This window comes from Hartmannibacter diazotrophicus (assembly GCF_900231165.1).
Classification (GTDB): domain Bacteria; phylum Pseudomonadota; class Alphaproteobacteria; order Rhizobiales; family Pleomorphomonadaceae; genus Hartmannibacter; species Hartmannibacter diazotrophicus.
Map to the genome: position 1 here is coordinate 2,302,791 of NZ_LT960614.1, position 16,848 is coordinate 2,319,638.

At 64.7% G+C, this 16,848-nt stretch carries 16 protein-coding genes; 7 read left to right on the forward strand and 9 right to left on the reverse strand.

What is annotated here, in order from left to right:
- Positions 1 to 59 precede the first annotated feature (59 nt).
- Complete coding sequence (locus tag HDIA_RS10790) at positions 60 to 959, reverse strand: LysR family transcriptional regulator (RefSeq protein WP_099556166.1); 900 nt, start codon at positions 957 to 959, stop codon at positions 60 to 62.
- A 91-nt stretch (positions 960 to 1,050) separates the two neighbouring features.
- On the opposite strand from HDIA_RS10790, the gene HDIA_RS10795 reads away from it, so the two are divergent.
- Together HDIA_RS10795 and HDIA_RS10800 are read left to right on the forward strand one after the other, a co-directional pair.
- On the forward strand, positions 1,051 to 1,464 hold the full coding sequence (locus HDIA_RS10795; protein WP_099556167.1) for a VOC family protein: 414 nt from the start codon (positions 1,051 to 1,053) through the stop codon (positions 1,462 to 1,464).
- Between the two features lie 14 nt (positions 1,465 to 1,478).
- Complete coding sequence (locus tag HDIA_RS10800) at positions 1,479 to 2,423, forward strand: 2-hydroxyacid dehydrogenase (RefSeq protein ID WP_099556168.1); 945 nt, start codon at positions 1,479 to 1,481, stop codon at positions 2,421 to 2,423.
- Between the two features lie 52 nt (positions 2,424 to 2,475).
- On the opposite strand, the gene HDIA_RS10805 is transcribed toward HDIA_RS10800, so the two are convergent.
- The 7 genes from HDIA_RS10805 to HDIA_RS10835 all read right to left on the reverse strand — a co-directional run bounded on the left by HDIA_RS10805 (position 2,476) and on the right by HDIA_RS10835 (position 10,170).
- Positions 2,476 to 3,783: an amidase gene (locus tag HDIA_RS10805; RefSeq protein ID WP_099556169.1), complete on the reverse strand. Its 1,308-nt coding sequence runs from the start codon at positions 3,781 to 3,783 to the stop codon at positions 2,476 to 2,478.
- Positions 3,784 to 3,789: 6 nt separating this feature from the next.
- A complete protein-coding gene (locus tag HDIA_RS10810; protein WP_099556170.1) occupies positions 3,790 to 4,623 on the reverse strand; it encodes an aspartate dehydrogenase in 834 nt (277 codons plus the stop codon).
- The gene (locus tag HDIA_RS10815) at positions 4,620 to 5,519 is read right to left on the reverse strand and encodes a polysaccharide deacetylase family protein (protein WP_099556171.1); all 900 of its coding nucleotides are present in this window, start codon (positions 5,517 to 5,519) and stop codon (positions 4,620 to 4,622) included. The genes HDIA_RS10810 and HDIA_RS10815 overlap by 4 nt, the downstream gene beginning before the upstream one ends.
- A gap of 97 nt (positions 5,520 to 5,616) precedes the next feature.
- Positions 5,617 to 6,573, reverse strand: a complete 957-nt coding sequence (locus tag HDIA_RS10820; protein WP_099556172.1) for a TMAO reductase system protein TorT — start codon at positions 6,571 to 6,573, stop codon at positions 5,617 to 5,619.
- Between the two features lie 71 nt (positions 6,574 to 6,644).
- Positions 6,645 to 7,625: an ABC transporter permease gene (locus tag HDIA_RS10825; protein WP_099556173.1), complete on the reverse strand. Its 981-nt coding sequence runs from the start codon at positions 7,623 to 7,625 to the stop codon at positions 6,645 to 6,647.
- Positions 7,622 to 8,614, reverse strand: coding sequence for an ABC transporter permease (locus HDIA_RS10830; protein ID WP_099556174.1), 993 nt, complete (start codon positions 8,612 to 8,614; stop codon positions 7,622 to 7,624). Before HDIA_RS10830 ends, HDIA_RS10825 begins: the two co-directional genes overlap by 4 nt.
- Positions 8,611 to 10,170, reverse strand: coding sequence for a sugar ABC transporter ATP-binding protein (locus tag HDIA_RS10835; protein WP_099556175.1), 1,560 nt, complete (start codon positions 10,168 to 10,170; stop codon positions 8,611 to 8,613). The genes HDIA_RS10830 and HDIA_RS10835 overlap by 4 nt, the downstream gene beginning before the upstream one ends.
- Before the next feature lie 127 nt (positions 10,171 to 10,297).
- Here HDIA_RS10835 and HDIA_RS10840 point away from each other — a divergent pair, with 127 nt between their 5' ends.
- Positions 10,298 to 11,278: a LysR substrate-binding domain-containing protein gene (locus HDIA_RS10840; RefSeq protein ID WP_099556176.1), complete on the forward strand. Its 981-nt coding sequence runs from the start codon at positions 10,298 to 10,300 to the stop codon at positions 11,276 to 11,278.
- Positions 11,279 to 11,381: 103 nt separating this feature from the next.
- On the opposite strand, the gene HDIA_RS10845 is transcribed toward HDIA_RS10840, so the two are convergent.
- The gene (locus HDIA_RS10845) at positions 11,382 to 11,786 is read right to left on the reverse strand and encodes a transposase (RefSeq protein ID WP_099556177.1); all 405 of its coding nucleotides are present in this window, start codon (positions 11,784 to 11,786) and stop codon (positions 11,382 to 11,384) included.
- A 309-nt stretch (positions 11,787 to 12,095) separates the two neighbouring features.
- On the opposite strand from HDIA_RS10845, the gene HDIA_RS10850 reads away from it, so the two are divergent.
- The 4 genes from HDIA_RS10850 to HDIA_RS10865 are packed head-to-tail and all read left to right on the forward strand — an operon-like array spanning position 12,096 to position 16,847.
- Complete coding sequence (locus HDIA_RS10850; protein WP_099556178.1) at positions 12,096 to 13,334, forward strand: urea ABC transporter substrate-binding protein; 1,239 nt, start codon at positions 12,096 to 12,098, stop codon at positions 13,332 to 13,334.
- A 50-nt stretch (positions 13,335 to 13,384) separates the two neighbouring features.
- The gene (urtB, locus tag HDIA_RS10855) at positions 13,385 to 15,001 is read left to right on the forward strand and encodes an urea ABC transporter permease subunit UrtB (protein ID WP_099556179.1); all 1,617 of its coding nucleotides are present in this window, start codon (positions 13,385 to 13,387) and stop codon (positions 14,999 to 15,001) included.
- The gene (urtC, locus tag HDIA_RS10860; protein WP_342748130.1) at positions 14,998 to 16,122 is read left to right on the forward strand and encodes an urea ABC transporter permease subunit UrtC; all 1,125 of its coding nucleotides are present in this window, start codon (positions 14,998 to 15,000) and stop codon (positions 16,120 to 16,122) included. The genes urtB and urtC overlap by 4 nt, the downstream gene beginning before the upstream one ends.
- Positions 16,119 to 16,847: an ABC transporter ATP-binding protein gene (locus HDIA_RS10865; protein WP_099556181.1), complete on the forward strand. Its 729-nt coding sequence runs from the start codon at positions 16,119 to 16,121 to the stop codon at positions 16,845 to 16,847. The genes urtC and HDIA_RS10865 overlap by 4 nt, the downstream gene beginning before the upstream one ends.
- Position 16,848: the final 1 nt, after the last annotated feature.

Here is a 16,848-nt window from a genome sequence, read left to right on the forward strand (position 1 = left end):
ACAGCCGGCCCGCGAAGGGCAGGCGGCTCGCCTCCATCCAGCGATCCACATCGGGGCAATCAGCCGCCGGCGGCAAAGGCCGAAGGGCCGATCTCGCTGGCGGCGGAAACCGCGATGTCCCTCAGAAGACCCATGGCCCTGGGGCGTGCCGGCAGGCTGGCGTGAAGAAGAACGATGCCGCGCGCGAAGGCTTGCGCGTCGGGCAATTCGGTGAGTGCCACGCCTGTCTGTTCCAGGCCGGGCCAGAACGGGACCAGCGCGTTGCCGAGGCCCTTGGAAACGAGAAGGCTGATGGTCTCGAGAGCGTCGAGATCGAAACGAACATCGGGCTCCAGCCTGAGGTGGCGCAGATAGGCCTGCGCCAACTGCCCGCCCCAGGATGAGGAATCGTAGCGGATGAAGGGCTCTTCGGCGACGCGCGCGCTGACCGTTCGCCGGGTTGGGGCCCCATCCGAGATGAAAACCAGCGGTTCCGAGCGTAGCGGCACGGAGGTGAGCGTCTTCGGCAGGGTGAATGGCGGGGTGACCAGGATCGCGGCGTCGATCTGGCCGGAGACCAGTTGCTCGTAAAGATGCGACGACGATCCCGGCAGGAGCTTGAGCTTGAGGTCAGGGGCCTTGTCGGCGCTTTCATGCAGCAGGTGAGGCACGAGACTGGTCAGAACGGTCGAAATGGCGCCGATCCGCATTTCGCCCGAAAGCGACTCCCGCCTGACGTCCGCATGGAGCAGGCTCGCTTCCCGCAGCAATGCCTGCGCGCGCGGCAAAAGCGCAAGACAGGCTTCCGTCGGCGCGGCGCTGTGGGCGCCCCGTGAAAGCAGCTCGCATCCGAGCTCCTGCTCAAGGGCGCGCATGCGCTGGCTGACGGCCGTCGCGGTCAGGTTCTGGCGTCTCGCTGCCCCCGCGATCGAGCCCGTCTCCACCACAGCCAGCAGGCTCTCCAGAAACCGCGTATCCAAAGCAAATACTTCCTCTGAGAGGTCAGAAAACGAAGTTTATGTTTGTGTCCATCATTGCTATGCCGGTGTCAATGTGAACGGAGACACCCGCATGCGCTCGCTTTTCCATCTCGCCTACCACGTCACCGATCTCGACGAGGCGCGCCATTTCTACGGCACCGTTCTCGGCTGTCCGGAAGGGCGTAGCACCGACACCTGGGTCGACTTCGATTTCTTCGGCCACCAGATCTCCCTGCATCTCGGCAAGCCCTTCGAAGTGACGCGCACCGGCAAGGTCGGCGACCACATGGTGATGATGCCGCATCTGGGTCTTGTGCTGCCGCTTGACGACTGGTTCGCCATGGCCGATCGGTTGACGGCGGCCGGTATCGCATTCGACATTCCGCCCGTGATCCGCTTTGAGGGCGAACCGGGCGAGCAGCGCACGATGTTCTTCTTCGATCCGAGCGGCAATCCCATCGAGATCAAGGGGTTCAAGGATTTTGACGGCGTCTTCGCGCATTGATGGGAGGTCGTGAGATGACGCGCCCCATCGCACTCGTCACCCGTATCGACCGCAAGGGAGAAGAGGACTGGCTGGCGCTGCTGCGCGAGCGGCTGCCGGCCGAGACCATCCTTCCATTCGATGCGATGAGCGACAGCCAGCGCGCCGAGGCCGAGATCGCCATCGTCGCCAATCCCGATCCGGACCATGTCAGGCAGCTTCCGGGGCTTGTCTGGATCCACAGCCTGTGGGCCGGCGTGGAGCGCCTTGTCGCCGAACTTGGCGAGACGGCGCCGCCCATCGTGCGGCTGGTCGATCCCGAGCTTTCGCGCGTCATGGCCGAGGCGGTTCTTGCCTGGACCTACTATCTGCACCGCGACATGCCGCGCTATTTGGCGCAGCAACGCGAGGCGGTCTGGCAGCAGCAGGACTATCGCCATCCCTCGACGGTGAGGGTCGGCCTCCTTGGCCTTGGCGAACTTGGCCGTGCCTCGGCGGCACGACTGCTCGACGCCGGGTTTCAAGTTGCGGGGTGGAGCCGTTCGCCGAAGGAAATCGAGGGCGTCGAGACAGTCTCGGGTGACACGGGTCTCGCAACGCTCCTCGGCACCAGCGATATCATCGTCTGCCTTTTGCCCTTGACGGCCCAAACGCGCGGGCTGTTGAACCGGGCCACACTCGAAAAGGCCAAACCGGGCGCAAGCCTCATCAACTTTGGCCGTGGTCCCATCATTGTCGACGACGACTTGATCGCCTTGCTCGACGAGGGTCGGCTGGACCATGCGGTGCTGGATGTCTTCGCGACCGAGCCGCTTCCTGCCGAGGCGCCGTTCTGGCGTCATCCCAAGGTAACGGTTCTGCCGCATATCTCCGCGCCGACCATGCCGGAGACGGCGGCGTCCATCGTCGCGGGAAATATCGAATCCTACCGCGCGACCGGGCAATTGCCCCCGGTCATCGACGTTCGGCGCGGCTATTGATCTTATGCGCCGCGCCTGCAAAGGCTGGCGCGGCGTGGCACCTTTTGAAGATTCAGTCAGCGAGCTTGCGCGCGAGTTCGATGAGCGTCTCGTCCGAATGCGGACGCCCGACGATCTGGATACCGACCGGAAGCACCGCGACGTCGACGGGAATGCTGATCGACGGCAGGCCGAGCAGGTTGACCCAGCGATTGAGCGACAGCAGATCAAGTCCGCCTCCCGTCCAGCCGGCATAGAACGCCGTCCGAGTCAGGGCGTAATGCCTTGAGACTGGCATGACGAGATAATCGGCGCCCGCAAAGCAACGCTCCATGACCGCCTCGAAGAGGTCCGCCCGCTGCGCCAGGGCCTGCGCGTAGTCGGCGGCGGTGAATTCCAGGGCGACGGCAAGTCGTTCTCCGGACGCCCCTTTGTAGTCCTCCGGAAACCGCGCCAGAGACTCCCTGTGAAGTCTGGCGGCCTCGAAGCCGGTCACGACGCTCGCGCAGCCGTTGAGCTCGTCGAGGGGCAGGGCATCTGTCGCGGTCCGGCTCAGTCCGAGATCGGTAAGCCGGTTCGACAGCGCCGTGCCGGCTTGAACCACTTCCGGTGCAACGCTGTCGAAGGCGCCGTCCGGTACGGCAAATGAAGCCGCCGGATCGAAGCCCATGTCCTCGACCCGGTCGCCGCGAAGGACGTCGAAGACCTGCGCCACGAGATCGGGGCTGCGCGCGAGAATGCCGACCGTGTCGTTGGTCTGGCTGAGCGGCATCACCCCGGCGGTGGAAATCCGGTCGCGGCTCGGCTTCAAGCCGTAGAGACCGCAAAGTGCGGCCGGAATACGGACCGACCCGCCCGTGTCGGTTCCGAGCGCCGCATCGACGATACCGGCTGCAACCGCGACGGCCGACCCGCTGGAGGAACCGCCGATGAGCAGATCCTCCCCAAGCGGATGCGTGGGCATCGGCAGATAGGGATTTTCTTCGTGAGGCAGGTAGCACCAGGGGCAGAGATGGGTCGTGCCCGCAATCTGCGCGCCGGCCTGCCTCAGAACCCGGATCACCGGACTGTCCGTCAGTCCGAAATCAAATCGATGAGAGGGAACGCCCGCCGACGGCCTGTGGCCGTCGAACGCGAAGACGTCCTTGATAGCGATCCGGAAGGCATCGCCCTTCCGGTCCGCCGGTTCGTCGAAGATGTCGATGAAGCAGCCGAAGCGCTCCTGTGCCTCGGTCGGATCGAGAAGGGCTTGCTCCCGGTCCGGCCGCTCAAGGCTTAAAGGCGCCTCGCCGCGCCCCTCGGCGATGCGCCCCTTTGCAAGCGAGCGATAGAGGCGCTGGAACCGTTCCTCCGCCTCCATCGCCTCATTGTCACTGCTCATGCCACCTCAGCCTCCGATCCGCAGGGGGGCCTTCATCTTCTTGAGCGCGGAGATGACCGACAAGGCCGTGATGCGTCCCGTCTTGGGGTTATCCGACGGAATATTCTCGATGGTCATCTCGAATTCGGCGCTGTCGGCCTTCACCTGGATGTTGTGAACGTTGCGCTTGAGCGACGGATCGGCCCAGATTTCCAGTTCCGTCCTGTCCGGCCCGATACCCGCCAGCGACAGCGCGACGGCGACGTTGAGGTTCGCCGGAAATCCGACGGCGGCCTGCCGCGCGGTTCCCTTGAAGATGCGCAGCGGCTCGGTGATCTCGTCGATGGTGATATTTTGCTCGACAAGGAACGGCGCGCCCTTGAGGCCGGTCACGGGCTTGCGGGTGACCATGCGCACGGACTCGATTTTACCCTGAGCGGCGGCGTTGACGGCATCGAGCCCGAGAATGGCGCCGGACGGCACGATGATGCGGCCGCCATGGGCTTCGGCAAGATCGACCAGCTCGCTGTTGCCGAGCAGCGCCGCACAGGACAGGACGAAGGCCGTCTTGCCCGCCTTGACGAAGGGGCCGACGATTTCGGGCAGGAGCGCCGCCGGAGCGCATTCGATGACGATATCGGCAAGACCCTCCAGCTCGGCAATCGGAACGAAGGCGACCGACGGACCGAGATAGGCGAGGCGTTCGCGTGCCGCGTCGAGGTCGCGGGCGGAAACGGCGGTCAGGCGGAAGCCGGCAATGCCGTCATGCAGCGCCTTGCACAGGCCGACGCCGATGGCCCCGAGCCCGGCGATGGCAACGCGCGTTTCTTCTTGTGGCCGGACAGCGAGAGCGGCTGTCATGGATTGCTTCCTCCAGCAGGGGGCGGGAACTGGCCCGCATAGTGGTCCGCGATATTGCCCGCGGTCGTGAACCAGACCTTGTCGTTGTGCTTCTGGATATGCTCCAGCACCCGGCGGAACTGGCGCAGCCGGAACGGCTGGCCGACGATGAAGGTGTGGATGGTGATGCCGTAGGCGAGCGGCTGCTTTTCCGACTGGGCGAGCATCTCGTCGAAGTTGTCGATGGCCATGTCGGCGAACGCCTGGCCCGTCCCGTCGTGAAGGATGACCATCGGCACGTCGTTGACTTCATGGGGGTAGGGAACCGAGAGCAGGGGCCCGCCGTCGGTCTTCATCCAGACCGGCTGGTCGTCCATCGGCCAGTCGAGCGTGTACTTGTAGCCGGCCTTGGCGAGAAGGTCCTCGGTGTGGCGGCTCGGATGCGCACCGGGGCTCATCCAGCCCGCCGGCGGCTTGCCTTCGGCCTCACGGATCGCCTTCGTGACCTTCTCGATGGTCTTGCGCTCCTCCTCCTCGGACATTCCGTTCGGATGCTCGGAGTTCGTATAGCCGTGCGCGACGATCTCGTCCCCGCGCTTGGAGAAGGCCGAGACGAGCTCCGGGCAATGCTCGTAGCAGGAACTGTTGAGGAGCACGGTAAGCGGCAGCTTTTGCTCTTCGAAAAGGCCGATCAGCCGCCAGCCGCCGACGCGATTGCCATATTCCCGCCAACCCCAGTTATAGGAATTCGGGTGCGAAAGGCCCGGCGAGTAGGCAAGGCCCATGCCCGTGCCGTAGGAGAAATGCTCGACGCAAAGCGCGACGTAGACGGCGAGCCGCTTGCCGTCCGGCCAGGTGAAATCGGGCCGTGAGACAATGGAGCTGTAGCCGAAGCGAGGATTGCCCTCGATCTTCATCAGACTGTCCTCATTCTTGACGGGGTGGCTCCGCCGGGCGCGCCGGCGGAGCCTTGTGTTCGCAGCGGGACGTGCCCGCCTTGGGCGCTTAGAAACCTCAGGGGCGATAGTCGGCCGGGGCCGACACGGGACCGAGGTCGATCGTGTGCAGGTTGTCCTTGGTGACCAGCAGCGCCGACAGGATGACGGCCGGTTCCGTCGGCTTCTTCTCGGCGGCCTTCACGGCCTCCTTGAGGGCGTTCTCGCCCTGCTCGACGATCTTCTGGATCGAGGTGCAGGCAAGATCGCCGCTTTCGATCATCTGCTGCGCGACTTCGCTGAGATTGGAGGTCGAGACCTTGATGCTGTCGGCCTTGCCCGCCGCCTTGATGGCGGTCACGGCGCCGGCGCCAAGCTCGTCGACGGTGGTGTAGAAGCCACCGATGTCGGGGAACCGCTGGATCAGGTCCTCGGCGGCGGTGATGCCGTCGGCTCGGCCGACCGCGCGGCGGTTTTCGGCGACGATCTCGATCTCGGGATAGTTCTTGGCCATCGTCTCTTTGAAGCCCTTGGCGCGAAGGTCGGCCCAGATCTGGCCCTCGATGAAGGACATCATCGCGACCTTGCCTTTGCCGCCCATGGCCTTGCCGAGGCATTCGGCCTGCAGCTTGCCCATGTCGTAGTGGTCGGCGCCGATATAGGAGGCGAGCTTGTCCGTCGACGGCGGGCTGGAGAAGCCGATGACCGGAATGCCGGCGGCGATCGCGCGCTCGGTGATCGGCTTGATGGCGTCACCGTTCGTCGCGCCGATGATGATGGCGTTGACGCCGCGCTGGATCAGGTCGCCGATCTGGGCGGTCTGCTGCGTGACGTTGGTGTTGGCGCCGGCGTCGAGCTTGATGAGGGTGACACCCTCCGCCTTTGCTTCCTTCTCGACTCCGTATGTGGCGGAGGTCCAGAAGGAATCGGCCATCGAGGGGACGGCAAAGCCGATGGTCAGGTCGGCAGCGGCGGCAGGCGCCGCCATCATGGCGGCGAGCGACACCCCGACTGCGTATTTGATCCAGGATTTCATGGTCAGTTGCTCCGTTGTTGTCCACCGGGAGAGGTGGCGGTTCTTTTGAGTTTTTCTTGATTTTGTTGGTTTTATTGACTGCGCCGCTTGCCGAGGACGCCGGCAAGCAGGATCACGAGGCCGAGGACCAGTTCGCCGGCATAGGGCGAGATGGCGCTGAAGCTCAGGCCGGAATAGATCGTCTGGATGATGACGGCCGCGATCAGGACGCCGGCGGGACTTGCAAGACCGCCGGTGAGCGGCGTGCCGCCAATGACCGCTGTCGCGATTGCCTGCAATTCGACGCCGAAGCCGTCCGTCGGCAGGCCGGATCCGGTGCGCGCCAGAATGAGGACTGCGGCAAGGCCGGCGCAGGTGCCGCAGATGACATAGGCCAGCACCGTCATCGTCTCGACCTTGATGCCGATGAGACGCGCCGCATCCGGGTCGCCGCCGATCATGAACAGGCGCCGGCCGACCAGCGTCTTTCGCAGCATGACGCCAACGAGCACGAAGGCCGCGAGCGTCATCAGGAAACTGTAGGGAAGGCGCATCAGGGCGCCGAAATTGAAGTCGAGAAGCTGCATCTGCGCGTCGCCCTCGACCATGGTCACCTGGCCGCCGTTGCTGATCAGAAGCGCGATGGCCCGCGCGATGAGGAGGGTCGCGAGCGTTGCGACGACGGGCTGGATCCGCAGGCGGCCGATCAGCAGGCCGTTGACGAGCCCGAACAGCGCTCCCGTCAGCGGCGCGGCGATGATGCCGGCAATGCCGAAGGTCGAGGTCGCAAGGGCCGCGACCACGCTGGCAAGCGCCATGACCGCGCCGACGGAAATGTCGTAGCCCCGGATGACGATGACGCACATCTGGCCGAGCGCGAGGAGCGCCAGCGGGCCGGACTGGCCGAGGATGTTCATCGCGTTGCCGAGGCTGGCGAAATTGGGCAGTTGCAGGGCAAGGAGGCCGAAGACGGCGGCAAGGGCTGCCAGGCCGGCCAGCGGTTTCTTCAACGGTCCGAGCGAGAGGCGCGAGCGTTCCATGAGGCGGCCTGGTTCGAGCGTGATCATCGTCATGGCTTGGCAGTCTCCGTCCGGATGCGGGCGGCGGCGGAAAGCCGTTTCAGGGAGGCGAGCGCCGGTCCTGACGCGGCAACGGCCATCGCAATGCCAAGGGTCGCAAGCTGTGCTGCGGCCGGCAGGTTGAGCAGAACGATCGCGTTGTTGATCATGGCGATGATCAGCACGCCCCAGAGCACCTGGACGGCCGATCCGCGCCCTCCGGCAAGCGAAATGCCGCCGATTGCGCAGGCCGCGATGCTCTCGAAGGGCAGGTTCGGCATCAGGTTCGGCTGGCCGGACGCGACGCGCGACGTCAGGATGAGGCCAGCAAGCGCCACGAAGCAGCCCGCGATCGCATAGCCGGTCAGCATGGTGCGGCGAACGGGGAGGCCGGCAAGGCGCGCGGCCTCCGGGTTCGAGCCGATGAGTCTCAGACGCCGGCCGAGCGATGTCTTCGCCAGGAGGACATGAAGGGCGATGAGCGCGACGGCCGCGATCAGGATCGGCACGGGGATGCCGTAGACGATGCCGCGTCCGAGAAAATAGACGTCCTCGGAAACGCTGGCCTCGACCGGCAGACCGCCCACCGCGATGGAGGCCGTGCTGTGAAGCAGCATCAGCATGCCGAGCGTGGCAAGGAACGGCGGCAGTCCGGCATAGGCGATCAGTAGCCCGTTGAGCCCGCCGGTGGCGATCATGGTTGCGGCACCCGCTGCGAAGGCCAGCGGCACCGGCACAATCTGCATCGCGAGCACCGTCATGACGCTGCCGAAGGCGACCGAGGAGCCGACCGAGAAATCGATGCCGGCCATGATGATGACCAGCGCCTGCCCGGAAGCGGCAAGCGCAAGGATCGAGGACACCCGGAGGACGTTGGAAAGGTTCGACAGCTCAAGGAAATGCGGCACGAAGAGCGCGCAGCCGGCAAAGAGGACGATCGCCGCCACCAGCGATGCCTGGGAAGCATCCTGCGAGGTCATGCGGGTAAGGAAGCGCTCGATCATCGGCTAGCCTCCACCATGGCCCGCGCCACCGTTTCCGGCGAGCTCCGCCCCGGCAACTCGGCCTGAACGCCGCCCGAGCGGCAGACCAGAATGCGATGGGAAAGGCTCGTCAGTTCCTCAAGGTCCGCCGTCATGAGGAGGATGGCCTTGCCTGAACCCGCAGCCTCGACAATCGCATCGTGGATGAGGTCGCGGGCGCCGACGTCCACACCGCGCGTCGGTTCGTTGAGGACGAGCAGGCGAAGATCGGGCAGGCCCAGCGAACGGGCGAGCAGGACCTTCTGCTGGTTTCCGCCGGAAAAGCTCTCGATGGGCAGGTCCGGGGCGTGCGGCTTCAGCCGCAGGGCCTCGAAGAGGATATCGAACCTTGAACGTTCCGAGCGCGCATCCAGAAAACCGAAGCGGGAGAGGGATCTGAGAACCGATGCGGACGCATTGCCGAGCGCGCTGCTGCCGGGAAAAAGCCCCTCCGCGTGCCGGTCAGGCGGTACGTAGCCGATGCCGGACTGCGCGGCCGCGACACGGTCTCCGGCTTTGACGGCGCGGCCCTCAAGCAGGATGTCTCCGGCATGGATGTCGCGGGCGCCGGCCACGGCGGCGCTGATATTTTCCGCGCCCGCGCCGACCAGTCCGGTCAGCCCGACGATCTCGCCGGCCCGGATGGAAAAGCTGCTGGCGGCCGACCGTGCCTCGGGCTTGAGCCCCGAGACTTCAAGGCGGATATCGCGGGTCTTGGGCAGTTCCTTTTCGGCGACGCTGAAGACATGGCCGACCATGGCGTCGACCATCTCGTCGACGCTCGTCTCGGCCAGCGGCTGGCCCTCGATCACGCTGACGCCGTCGCGCAGCACCGTCACATGATCCGCGATCCGCCGGATCTCTTCGGTCTTGTGGCTGATGTAGATGACGGCAACGCCGCTGCGGGCAAGGCCCTTCACCACCTGTTCAAGCCGCTCGGCATCGGGGCCGTTGAGGGCGGCGGTCGGCTCGTCGAGCACCAGCACCCGGCAGTCCCGGCAAAGCGCACGCGCGATCTCCAGCAGTTGGCGTTCGGCCAGACCCAGAGAGGAGACCGAAGCAGCCGGATCGACATGAAGACCGATCCGCTCAAGCGCCGAGCGGGCCTTGGCGATCAACGCAGGTGACGGGTTCCAGAAGGTGCCCCTTGCCGAGATCTCGAAGCAGAGGAGGTTCTCCAGCACGGAGAGGTTCGGAAAGAGCGTCAGGTGCTGGTAGACCGGCACGACACCCGCGGCGATGGCCTCGGCGACATCGCCGAAGAGATGCGGCTCGCCGTTCAGGAGGATGGTCCCGGCCGACGGTGTCGTCGCCCCGACCAGAAGCTTCACCAGCGTGCTCTTGCCGGCGCCGTTCTCGCCCATAAGGGCGTGGATCTTGCCGCGCTCGATGCGAATGTTGGCTCTTTCAAGCGCGGTCGTCGAGCCGTAGTGCTTGGCAAGCGCCCGTCCTTCCAGAACGAACGTGCTCGCTGGCACATGCATGGACGCTGCGCCGGACAGGTCAGGGCCCGCCGCCGATAGATGGGTGACTGTCATTCATCAGTCCTGGCTGTGGTGTGTTCCCCGCCGCCTGATTGGCAGTCTGGTTATCTGAACTGATGCTACCCAAGGAGATCGGCTTGCCGCAAACAGGAAATTTTGCTCTTATAAATGACTTTTCGTTATGTATGAGAGCGCCGTGGGTCGCAAACTTCCCTCACTTAACGCCTTGAAAACATTCGAGTCTGCGGCCCGAAACCTCAGTTTTTCCGGGGCGGCTGCGGAATTGAACGTGACGCAGGCGGCCGTTTCCCGGCAAATAAAGCTGCTGGAGGAAGATCTGGGTGTGCAGTTGTTTCGCCGCCTGACGCGGGCGGTGCAACTGACCGAGGAGGGGATCTCGCTCTATCCGCCCTTGCGCGATGCGCTCGACCAGATCGAACTTGCCGCGGCGCGTGTGTGGAATTCGGGCGACAGCGGCTTGCTGACGATCTCTGTTCTGCCGACCTTTTCGGTCAAATGGCTGATGCCGAGGCTCCTCGGCTTTGCCGAGCAGTATCCCGGCGTCGAGATCCATCTGGTCAACTCCATCAAGCCGGTCGATTTCGACCGCGAGGACATCGACCTTGCCATCCGCGCCGGGTCGCTCGACCAGAACAGGCCGGATCAGCGTCGGCCGCGCATCGACCTGAACATGGTGAAAAGCTGGGAGGGCGTCTCAGCCGAGTTCCTGATGCCCGACGAACTGGTCGCGGTCATGGCGCCCGGTTATCGCGATCCGGCGGCCGATCCGATCGACGAGCGGACACTGTCCGAGGTGACGCTGCTGCAGATGGCGACGCGTCCGAACGCCTGGCCCGACTTCTTCGAGGCGATGGGCTGGCGGGTGCCGGGCGGTCGCAGCGGCCCGTCATTCGGGCACTTCTTCCTCGCCCTTCAGGCGGCGATCGAGGGGCGCGGGATCGCGCTCCTGCCGCAGGTTCTGGCGCTCGACGATCTGAGGGCAGGGCGGATCGTGCAGGCGCTGCCGGTTCGTGTCCGCAGCGCGGGCGACTATTATCTTCTCGGGCGATCCAGCCTCTGGGACCGCAAGAACGTCAAGCTGTTCCGGGATTGGCTGCTGACGGAGATCAGGCAGAGCGAGCCCTGGGCCACCGAGAAATAGCCTGCCGATGAGGCCCGTCGTGACTGCTGAAGCGGCTTTGCAGTGTCGATGAACAGCCGGCACCGCCGCGGAGAATCCCCACGGCGCCTTTCTCGTCCTCGGGTCAGCGACCGTAACGGACGAAGGCAAAGCGGCCCATGCCGGCCCCGACGGACTGCCGGGACCTGTCCTCCAGGGCAGTGATGGATTTTTGGGCGGCGCTGTCCGGCAGGCGCTCCGGCCCGCATTCCGACCGCGAAGAACTGGTCGAGGGGTTTGGCCGCGCGGCGTAGGCGCGTCGCGCCGAACCGCTCATGGCGAGCTGGCGTTTCAGGCGGCGGTTCTCGGCCTCCAGTCTGGAGACATGTTCAAGGCCCGCCGGCGTAACGCCTTCCAGCCGCTGCTTCCATCGATAGAAGGTGCGCACCGAGACATGCGCCGTTTCGCAGATGGTCTCGACAGGAATTCCGCGCCGGGCTTCATCCAGAAGAACCAGGATTTCGTCGTCGCTGAGATGTGGGCGTCGCATGGGGGCACTCGCAGGATTGAAACGGGACTGCTTGCCGGCCCGCACTGCGTGCCGCCGGTTGCGGCCGGGGCGCGCATTTGAGGGTCGACATGGGACACCTTGCTACAAGCAATTTTCATGCCTATCGTCGCCTCGCGGAGGTCGCCGGGCAGGGCGGGCCGTGGCAATTCGGCATTCTGACAAATGTGACGTTTTGGGCAAAGGCTGCTCAAAAGTCGCGCACTTGCGGGGTGTGTTGATGGTTATTTGGATTTGAATTCGCGATGGCGGCGCTGACAATGAGGTCAGTCTTAAACATGGAGTCGGGCGATGAAAGATTTTAGCCGCCGTCAGGTCATCAAGACCGCTGCTCTTGCAGGTAGCAGTCTGGCAATGCCTTCGCTGATCAAGTCCGCCTATGCTGCGGATACTGTAAAACTCGGGTGTTTGTTTTCATCGTCTGGTACGATGGCAAATAACGAGGGGCGTCTCAACTATGTCGTCAAGATGGCGGCCGATGAAGTCAACGCTGCGGGCGGCGTCAACGGCAAGATGATCGAGATTCTGACGTCCGATCCGGCATCCGACTGGCCCCTTTATGCCCAGACTGCCAAGCAGATGCTGCAGCAGGAAAAGGTCGCGGCCCTCTTCGGCTGCTGGACCTCGGTCTCGCGCAAGTCCGTGCTGCCCGTCGTCGAGCAGAACAACGGCCTTCTCTTCTATCCGCTCCACTTCGAGGGCGACGAGAACTCCAAGAACGTCGTCTATCTCAATTCGCCGCCCGCCAGCTCCGTGCTGCCCGCCGTCGAATACCTGATGGGCGATGACGGCGTGTCGGCCAAGCGCTTCTTCATGCTCGGTTCCGACTATGTGTGGCCGCGCACGATCAACAAGCAGCTCAAGGGCTTCTTCAAGAGCAAGGGTGTCGAGGACAGCGCCTGGAAGGAGCAGTATGTGCCGCTCGGCTTCTCCAACTTCCAGACCCTCGTCAACGAGATCCGCGCCTTCGCGGATGAGGGCGGCGGCCAGCCGGTCGTGATCCTCACCGTCGTCGGCAACTCGATCCCCGACTTCTTCCGCGAGTTCATCAACCAGGGCATTCAGGCCACCGACGTGCCGGTGCTGGCGCTCGACGCGGTCGAGGCGGACCTTGAAGGTCTCGACACCGCGCCGCTCGTTGGCCACCTGAACTGCTGGGCCTACCTGCAGGCCGCCGCCGGTCCGGCCAACGAGACCTTCCTTGCCAGCTGGAAGGACTATGTCGGCAAGAACAACGTGCCCTTCGCGGCGGACGTCGCGATCGACCCGATGGTCTCCGCCTATGACGGCGTGCATCTCTGGGCTCAGGCGGCAGCCAAGGCCGGTTCCTTCGACGTGCCGGAAGTGACGGCCGCCTTCGACGGTCTCACCTTCGATTGCCCGTCGGGTTACAAGATCAAGATGACCGCCGAGAACAACTACGTCTGGCGCGGCGTCTTCATCGGCTCGGTCAACGAAGCCCAGGGCTTCGACATTCTGTGGCAGTCGGACGATACGCCGAAGCCGGTTCCCTTCAGCCTCTACAGCTGAGCGGAAAACGAGTAGCGACTATGGCAGCAGGCGTTCGGATCAGGTGGGCAATGAGGCAGTTCTGTCTTGGGCTGGTGCTTCTGTGCGCCTTCCTGATCCGGCCGGCTGCGGCCGAATTGATTGATCGGGCCGCGATTGTTGCCGGGCTCTGCGGTAGCGCGAAGGATGCCGGGGCGATCGCCGAGACGCTTCTGGCATCCACCCCTACCGCCAGCGAGGACGATCTCGTCTTCGCCCGTAGGATGATCGACGCGGTGATGTCGAAGGATCTGCTCTGTGCCAAGTCCGGCGGGCAGACGGTCGTCTCCGACGGCACCGGGAAGGTGGATCCGGTTACCGGCGAGGCGGCAGAGGCCGATCCGAAGGCGAAGGCACCTGTCGTCAGCCTGAAGAACCGCGCCGCCTATGAATACCTGCAGTCGGCCCTGACAGTCCTTGTCGGGCAGAGTGACGAGGCGAAGCTGAAAAGCCTCGATCGTCTGGCCCGCAAGCCGGCCGGCCTGCCCGACGGCTATTTCGAGCGCGCCGCGGAACTGGCCGGAAATCCGGGAGTCGCCGCGCGGATCAACGACGTGCTGCAGCTGGCGGCCCTCAATTCGCCGGACGTCACCAAGCGCATTACCGCGATCGGACAGCTGGCGCATGCCGCCACGGGGCGGACGCTGAGCAAGCTGGAAGCCCTCCGCGACGATCCCGCCTATGCCGCCGACCCGGCCTTTGCCGCAGCCGTCGACAAGGCGGTCGCCGACGTCGGCCAGACCCTGTCCATCGGCAAGGCGCTGTCGACGCTCTACAATGGCCTGAGCTTTGCCAGCATCCTCTTCATGGCCTCCATCGGGCTGGCAATCATCTTTGGCTTGATGGGTGTCATCAACCTCGCCCAGGGCGAGTTCATCATGATTGGCGCCTACATCACCTACTGCACCCAGGAACTCCTGCGCGCGGTCATGCCGGGCCTGCTCGACTGGTATCTCTTCATCTCCATTCCCGCGGTCTTCATCATCACGGCGCTGATCGGGGTCGTCATCGAGGCGACGATCATCCGCCACCTCTACCGGCGGCCGTTGATGAGCCTGCTCGCAACATGGGCGATCAGCCTGTTCCTGAGCAACCTCGTGCGTGTCACCTTCGGCACCCAGAACCTGCAGATGGAAACGCCCTTCTACGTGACCGGCGGGTTTCCGGTCATCGGCGATTTCATCATGACCTGGAACCGGCTCTTTTCGATCGGCTTTGCCACGGTCACCCTGGCCGTGTCCTGGTACCTCATCCGCCGCACGGGCTTCGGGCTCGATCTTCGGGCGGTGACGCAGAACCGCGACATGGCCGGCTGCATCGGCATTGCCACGCGCCGGGTCGACCGGATGGCCTTCGGGCTTGGTTCGGGCCTTGCCGGACTTGCGGGTCTTGCGCTGTCGCCGATCTACAACGTCAATCCGCAGATGGGCACGACCTTCATCATCGACAGCTTCATGGTCGTCGTGCTGGGCGGCGTCGGCTCCATCGTCGGAACTGTGATCGCGGCCCTCGGCATCGGGCAGATCAACGTGCTCATCGAGCCGATCTGGGGCGCGGTCGCCGCCAAGGTCATCGTTCTCGGTCTTATCATCCTCTTCCTGCAATGGCGCCCGGAAGGCCTCTTCGTGGTCGCGGGGCGGCGTAAATGACCATGGCCTCGACCTCCACGCTCAATGTCCTCCTGCCTGGACGCGACCGGGCATTCACGGCGCTGGTCGGCGTCATTGCGGCCGTGGCCCTGTTGACCGCCTTCTCGCTGGTCGGTGGCGGCATGTCGGGCTTTCTCGCCAACATGATCGGCCAGCTTGCCGCCTTCGCCATTCTGGCGCTCGCCCTCGACTTGATCTGGGGCTACCTCGGCATCCTCAGCCTCGGCCATGGCATCTTCTTCGCCATCGGCGGCTACGGTATCGCGATGCACCTGCTGAAGCATTCCTATGCCGTGACGGGGACCGTGCCGGACTTCATGCAGTTCATGGGGTGGCAGGAGTTCCCGGCCTACTGGGCGGGCTTCGAATTCTTCCCCTATGCCGTCGCGGTCTGCCTCCTGCTCACGGCCGTCGTCGGCTTCGTGACCGGTTACGTGTCCTTCCGTTCCCGGGTCGGCGGCGTCTATTTCGCCATCATCACCCAGGCGCTCGTCTATGCCGCCATGCTGCTGATGTTCCGCAACGACACGGGCTTTGGCGGCAACAATGGCATGACCGGATTTGCCGTGATCTTCGGCGAGCCGATCGGCAGTCACCGGGCTATCGCCGGCATGGCGATCGCCTCGCTCGTCTGCCTTATCGCGGCGCTTTTCATCTGCCGGCTGCTTGTCGCGAGCCGCTTCGGCCGGCTGATGATCGCCGCACGCGACGATGAACCCCGCCTGCGTTCGCTCGGCTATGACACACTGGTGCTGAAGGTCGGCGTCTGGTGCCTGTCGGCCATCCTCGCCTGTATTGCCGGCATGCTCTATGTGCCGCAAGTCGGCATAGTAAATCCGCGCATTCTTTCGCCCGAGCTTTCGCTGGAAATCGCGGTCTGGGTCGCGATCGGCGGGCGCGGCCGCCTGGTCGGTGCCGTCATTGGCGCGCTTTGCGTCAACGCGCTGAAATTCTGGCTCTCCTTCGCGGCCCCGGCGATCTGGCCCTTCATCCTCTCCGCGCTCGTCATCGTCGTCGTCCTGGCCGCGCCCAATGGCATGATCGACATCGCCGGTCTTGTTACGGGCGGCAAGCTGAAGCAGCGCGTCCTGACGGGGCTTTCCAAGGGAGGCAAACCATGAGCGGCGCGGCGCTTCTCGTCGACGATCTCACCGTTGAGTTTGGTCGCTTCCGGGCCATCGACCACCTGTCGCTCGCCATCGACTACGGCGAGATCCGCGGCATGATCGGCCCGAACGGCGCTGGCAAGACGACGGTGCTCGATGTCGTCTCCGGTCTGACGCGGCCGAAATCCGGTCAGGTCCTGCTCGATGGAACGCTTGATCTCGCGACGGCCGGCGAAAGCGCCATCGCCCGCGCCGGCGTGCGCCGCAAGTTCCAGAAGCCGAGCGTCTTCGAGGAACTGACCGTCATCGAGAATGTGGAGATCGGCGCAGCCGGCATGCTCTTTCCGTCGCTGAAGGCGGACGTAACCGCCGCCCGGGCGCGCGAGTATCTGGAACTGGTCGGATTGACCGGCGACATGCACCGGCGCGCCGGCGAACTCGCACACGGCCAGAAGCAGTGGCTGGAGATCGCCATGGTTCTGGCAAGCGAGCCGAAGGTGCTGATGCTCGACGAGCCGGTGGCCGGGCTTTCCGACGAGGAGACGGAGAAGACCGCCGAACTCGTCCGCTCCCTGCGCCATCCGGATCGGGCCATCGTTGTCGTCGAGCACGACATGGGCTTCGTCGAGACGATCGCCGACCGGGTGACGGTGCTGCACGAGGGGCGCACTCTGTTCGAAGGCTCCATGGCCGATGCCCGCGCCGACCAGCGGGTCATTGACGTGTATCTGGGACGATGAC

Coding starts and splice junctions, on each gene's coding strand:
- HDIA_RS10795 (WP_099556167.1), top strand. CDS start 1,051: ATGCGCTCGCTTTTCCATCTCGCCTACCACGTCACCGATCTCGACGAG.
- HDIA_RS10800 (WP_099556168.1), top strand. CDS start 1,479: ATGACGCGCCCCATCGCACTCGTCACCCGTATCGACCGCAAGGGAGAA.
- HDIA_RS10805 (WP_099556169.1), bottom strand. CDS start 3,783: ATGAGCAGTGACAATGAGGCGATGGAGGCGGAGGAACGGTTCCAGCGC.
- HDIA_RS10810 (WP_099556170.1), bottom strand. CDS start 4,623: ATGACAGCCGCTCTCGCTGTCCGGCCACAAGAAGAAACGCGCGTTGCC.
- HDIA_RS10815 (WP_099556171.1), bottom strand. CDS start 5,519: ATGAAGATCGAGGGCAATCCTCGCTTCGGCTACAGCTCCATTGTCTCA.
- HDIA_RS10820 (WP_099556172.1), bottom strand. CDS start 6,573: ATGAAATCCTGGATCAAATACGCAGTCGGGGTGTCGCTCGCCGCCATG.
- HDIA_RS10825 (WP_099556173.1), bottom strand. CDS start 7,625: ATGACGATGATCACGCTCGAACCAGGCCGCCTCATGGAACGCTCGCGC.
- HDIA_RS10830 (WP_099556174.1), bottom strand. CDS start 8,614: ATGATCGAGCGCTTCCTTACCCGCATGACCTCGCAGGATGCTTCCCAG.
- HDIA_RS10835 (WP_099556175.1), bottom strand. CDS start 10,170: ATGACAGTCACCCATCTATCGGCGGCGGGCCCTGACCTGTCCGGCGCA.
- HDIA_RS10840 (WP_099556176.1), top strand. CDS start 10,298: ATGTATGAGAGCGCCGTGGGTCGCAAACTTCCCTCACTTAACGCCTTG.
- HDIA_RS10845 (WP_099556177.1), bottom strand. CDS start 11,786: ATGCGACGCCCACATCTCAGCGACGACGAAATCCTGGTTCTTCTGGAT.
- HDIA_RS10850 (WP_099556178.1), top strand. CDS start 12,096: ATGAAAGATTTTAGCCGCCGTCAGGTCATCAAGACCGCTGCTCTTGCA.
- urtB (WP_099556179.1), top strand. CDS start 13,385: ATGAGGCAGTTCTGTCTTGGGCTGGTGCTTCTGTGCGCCTTCCTGATC.
- urtC (WP_342748130.1), top strand. CDS start 14,998: ATGACCATGGCCTCGACCTCCACGCTCAATGTCCTCCTGCCTGGACGC.
- HDIA_RS10865 (WP_099556181.1), top strand. CDS start 16,119: ATGAGCGGCGCGGCGCTTCTCGTCGACGATCTCACCGTTGAGTTTGGT.